Genomic DNA, 3,632 nt, shown 5'->3' on the forward strand with positions numbered 1-3,632 from the left:
CGACGAGGACTACCGGCCAGAGCGGCTCCCGCCGTGGACCGGGGCGGATCGGCGCCGGGGCGTACCCGAGCCGGGCCAGCGCCTCGCGCGCGCAGCGGCGGGCGGTGACGAACTCCCGGCGGCGGCCGTCCACCGCGCGGGCGACCAGGTCCTCCTCGCGGGGAAACGGCGGCTCGCCGGCCACGTCGGCGTACGCCTCCACCGCCACGGCCCCGGCCGGCAGCAGCGCCTCGATCACGCGTCGTCGCCGAGGACGCGCCGCATCGGCCGGGGCTCCCCGCCACGCCGCCCCCACTCGCGCGGGTAGCCGAGCGAGACCTCCTCGAAGCGCACCCCGTCGTACCGGGTGGTGCGCGGGATGTGCAGGTGCCCGTAGACCGCGACGGCGGCCCGGTGCCGGACGTGCCAGTCGGCGGTGCGGTCGGTGCCGCACCACTGGGCGAACTCCGGATACCAGAGCACCTCGGTGGGTTGGCGGACCAGTGGCCAGTGGTTGACCAGCACCGTCGGCAGCGCCGGGTCGGTGGCGGCCAGCCGCCGCTCGGTCACCGCCAGCCGGGCCCGGCACCAGGACTCCCGGTCCGGGTACGGGTCGGGGTGCAGCAGCATCTCGTCGGTGCACACCACGCCGGCGGCGTAGGCGGCGGCCAGCGACTCCTCCTTCGTGGCGGTCCCGGGGGCGCGGAAGGAGTAGTCGTAGAGCACGAACAGCGGCGCCACGGTGACCGGCCCACCCACGCCCCGGAACACCGGGTAGTCGTCCTCCGGAGTGAGCACGCCGAGGTCGCGGCACATCGCGACGAGCGCCTCGTAGCGCGCCACCCCGCGCAGCGTCACCGGGTCGGTGGGGTGGGTCCACAGCTCGTGGTTGCCGGGCGACCAGACCACCGTGGCGAACCGGTCGCGCAACTGCCGCAGCGTCCGCTCCACGTCGGCGAAGACCTCACCGACGTCGCCGGCCACGATCAGCCAGTCGTCCGCCGTCTCCGGCCGCAGGCCGTCCACCACGGCCCGGTTCTCCGCGTACGACACGTGGAGGTCACTGACCGCGTAGAGGGCACCCGTCACCCGGCCGATCTTGCCAGCGGCGCCGCCCGATGACCAGGCTCCGGGTTGAACGGTGTCGGGGGCCCGACGCAGAATGGGGAGCATCGGTGTCGCGACCCCGGCGGCGTGCAGGGCCGCACGGGACGAAACGTCGACTCTCTCCGGAAAGGGCGACGACATGCACCCGATGCTGCGTCGGCTCGACGACCTCGCCACCCACCTCGCCACCCGGCCGGACGCCGTGGCGCTGCTCGGGCTCGGCTCGGCCGGGGTCGACCACGACCGGCTCGACGACCACTCCGACCTCGACTTCTTCCTGGTCGTCGCGGACGGCGCGGTGGCCCGGTACACCCGGGACGTCGACTGGCTCAGCGCGCCCTGTCCGGTGGCGTACAGCTTCGCCAACGAGCGCAACGGCCGCAAGGCGCGCTACGCCGACGGCATCTTCGTCGAGTACGCGATCTTCACCGTGGCCGAGCTGGCCCGGCTGGCGTTCACCGGGGCCCGGGTGGTCTGGCAGCGCCCGGACGCGCCGCCCGGCCTCGCCGACGCCGGCGCGCCGGCCGCGGCGCCCACCGCGTACGACACGGTCGAGTTCCACCTCAACGAGGCGCTCACCAACCTGTACGTCGGCCTGCACCGCGAACTGCGCGGCGAACGGCTCAGCGCGGCGCGGTTCATCCAGACGTACGCGGTGGACCGGGCGTTGGCCCTGCTGCGTCTCACCACGCCGGCCGGTCACCGCCGGGACCCGTTCGACCCGAGCCGCCGGGTCGAGCAGGCGTACCCGCCGGAGGTGCTTCCCCTGGCCGAACTGGTGCCCGGCTACCGGCACAACCGCGCCGCCGCCCGGGCGATGTTCCACTGGCTGGAGTCCCGCTTCCCGATCGACCCGGGCATCGGCGAGCCGATCCGCGACCTGCTGGGCCGCTGACCGCCGGCTCAGCCGGCGAGGTCGGCCACCCGGTCGGTGGCGCGCAGCACCTCCCGGGCGATGCCCGGCTCGGCCGCCGAGTGCCCGGCGTCCGGCACGATCCGCAGTTCCGCCTCCGGCCACCGGCGGGCCAGGTCGTACGCGGACACCGGCGGGCAGCACAGGTCGTACCGGCCGTTGACGATCACGGCGGGCAGGTGGCGGATCCGGTCCACCCCGTCGAGCAGTTGCCCCTCGGCGAGGAAGCCGGCGTGCCACGCGTAGTGGGACAGGATCCGGGCGATCGGCAGCGCCTGCCCGTCGGCGGTCAGGTGGGCGAGCAGCTGCGGGTCGGGCCGCAACGACGAGTTGACCGCCTCCCACCGCCCCCAGGCCCGCGCGCAGGCCAGGGCCTCGGCCTCGTCCGGGCCGTGCAGCCGCCGGTGGTAGGCGGCCAGCACGTCGTCCCGCTCGGCGCGCGGGATCGGGGCGACGAACCGGTCCCACTCCTCGGGTTGGAGGTGACGCAGGCCGCCCTGGTAGAACCACTCCCGCTCGCTGCGGCGCAGCAGGAGCACGCCGCGCAGCACCAGACCGGTCACCCGTTCCGGGTGGGTCTGCGCGTAGGCCAGCCCGAGGGTGGCCCCCCACGATCCGCCGAAGACCATCCAGGCGGCGATGCCGAGGCGTTGCCGGATCGTCTCCAGGTCGGCCACCAGGTGCCAGGTGGTGTTGGCCGTCAGCCCGCCGAACGGGGTGCTGCGACCCGCGCCGCGCTGGTCGAACAGGACCGCCCGGTAGCGCGCCGGGTCGAAGAACCGTCGCGCCGCCGGTACCAGACCGCCGCCCGGCCCGCCGTGCAGGAAGACCACGGGTACGCCGTCCGGCCGCCCCACCTCCTCCACGTGCAGCACGTGGCCGTCGCCGACCGGGACGCGGTGGACGGCGTACGGCTCGACGGGCGGGTGCAGGCCGACTCCGGTCATGCCCGCAGATTCTGCCCGCCCGGGCCGTGCCGTGCGGCCCGGTCAGCAGGCGACGTTGCCGCCGAGGTTGTCGAGCAGGGCGTCGGCCACCCAGCCGGAGACGCCGGTGGTGGTGTCCCTCAGGTAGGTCCAGGTGTAGGTGGTGTGACCGTTCGCGCTGACCCGGTCGCCGCTGGCGAAGCAGTGGAAGTCGACGCTGTGGCTCAGCTGGCCGTAGCCGAGGGAGCCGCAGGTGGTGTGCGGGCCGGTGCGGATGTTGACGTTCGTGGCGTTGAAGAGCTGCCCGAACTTGGGGTCGACGTTGGAGTGCGAGTGGCTGCAACTCGCGCTGGCCGGTGCGGCCGCGCCGACCACCGCGACACCAGCCGCGGCGACGGTCAGGATGACTGCCGCGCCGATCGAGGACGCTCTACGCATGTCCACCAACCCCCCGTGAAGGATCGAGCCCTGGCCTGCAAATTGATGCACATATTTGCATATGGCAAAGGGCGGTGGCAAGGTCCGCGCGTCCGCTCAGGCCGGGGCGCGCACCCCGGCGCCCGGGCCGGTGGTCTCCGCCTCCGGCACCGGACGCGGCGCCGGCGTCCGCACCGCGAACGCGTCGAAGCTCGGCCCGTCCAGCCGCTCGATGAAGGGCTCGGCGGTGGGCCGCTCGGTCTCGCCCGGGTCCGTCTCGGCCCGCTCGG

Annotated in this window: 4 protein-coding genes and 1 pseudogene; 1 reads left to right on the forward strand and 4 read right to left on the reverse strand. The window is 74.5% G+C overall.

Going from position 1 to position 3,632, the window contains the following annotated elements; genetic code table 11:
• Nucleotides 1–238 (reverse strand): annotated as a pseudogene (locus HUW36_RS28095) (4'-phosphopantetheinyl transferase); the annotation flags it as partial.
• Complete coding sequence (locus HUW36_RS28100; RefSeq protein WP_174530888.1) at nucleotides 235–1,068, reverse strand: metallophosphoesterase family protein; 834 nt, start codon at nucleotides 1,066–1,068, stop codon at nucleotides 235–237. The pseudogene HUW36_RS28095 and the gene HUW36_RS28100, both read right to left, overlap by 4 nt.
• 157 nt (nucleotides 1,069–1,225) lie before the next feature.
• Here HUW36_RS28100 and HUW36_RS28105 point away from each other — a divergent pair, with 157 nt between their 5' ends.
• Nucleotides 1,226–1,981 (forward strand): hypothetical protein, encoded by a 756-nt coding sequence (locus HUW36_RS28105; RefSeq protein WP_174530889.1) that lies wholly within the window; start codon nucleotides 1,226–1,228, stop codon nucleotides 1,979–1,981.
• An 8-nt stretch (nucleotides 1,982–1,989) separates the two neighbouring features.
• Here HUW36_RS28105 and pip read toward each other — a convergent pair whose 3' ends face one another.
• Nucleotides 1,990–2,946, reverse strand: a complete 957-nt coding sequence (gene pip / locus HUW36_RS28110; protein ID WP_174530890.1) for a prolyl aminopeptidase — start codon at nucleotides 2,944–2,946, stop codon at nucleotides 1,990–1,992.
• Between the two features lie 42 nt (nucleotides 2,947–2,988).
• Nucleotides 2,989–3,363 (reverse strand): hypothetical protein, encoded by a 375-nt coding sequence (locus HUW36_RS28115; RefSeq protein ID WP_174530891.1) that lies wholly within the window; start codon nucleotides 3,361–3,363, stop codon nucleotides 2,989–2,991.
• Between the last annotated feature and the right edge of the window lie 269 nt (nucleotides 3,364–3,632).

This window comes from Micromonospora maritima (genome assembly GCF_902825405.1).
Taxonomy (GTDB): domain Bacteria; phylum Actinomycetota; class Actinomycetes; order Mycobacteriales; family Micromonosporaceae; genus Micromonospora; species Micromonospora maritima.

What these genes read in the sequence shown, in the direction of transcription:
- HUW36_RS28105 (WP_174530889.1), top strand. Translation starts at nt 1,226, where the DNA reads ATGCACCCGATGCTGCGTCGGCTCGACGACCTCGCCACCCACCTCGCC.
- pip (WP_174530890.1), bottom strand. Translation starts at nt 2,946, where the DNA reads ATGACCGGAGTCGGCCTGCACCCGCCCGTCGAGCCGTACGCCGTCCAC.
- HUW36_RS28115 (WP_174530891.1), bottom strand. Translation starts at nt 3,363, where the DNA reads ATGCGTAGAGCGTCCTCGATCGGCGCGGCAGTCATCCTGACCGTCGCC.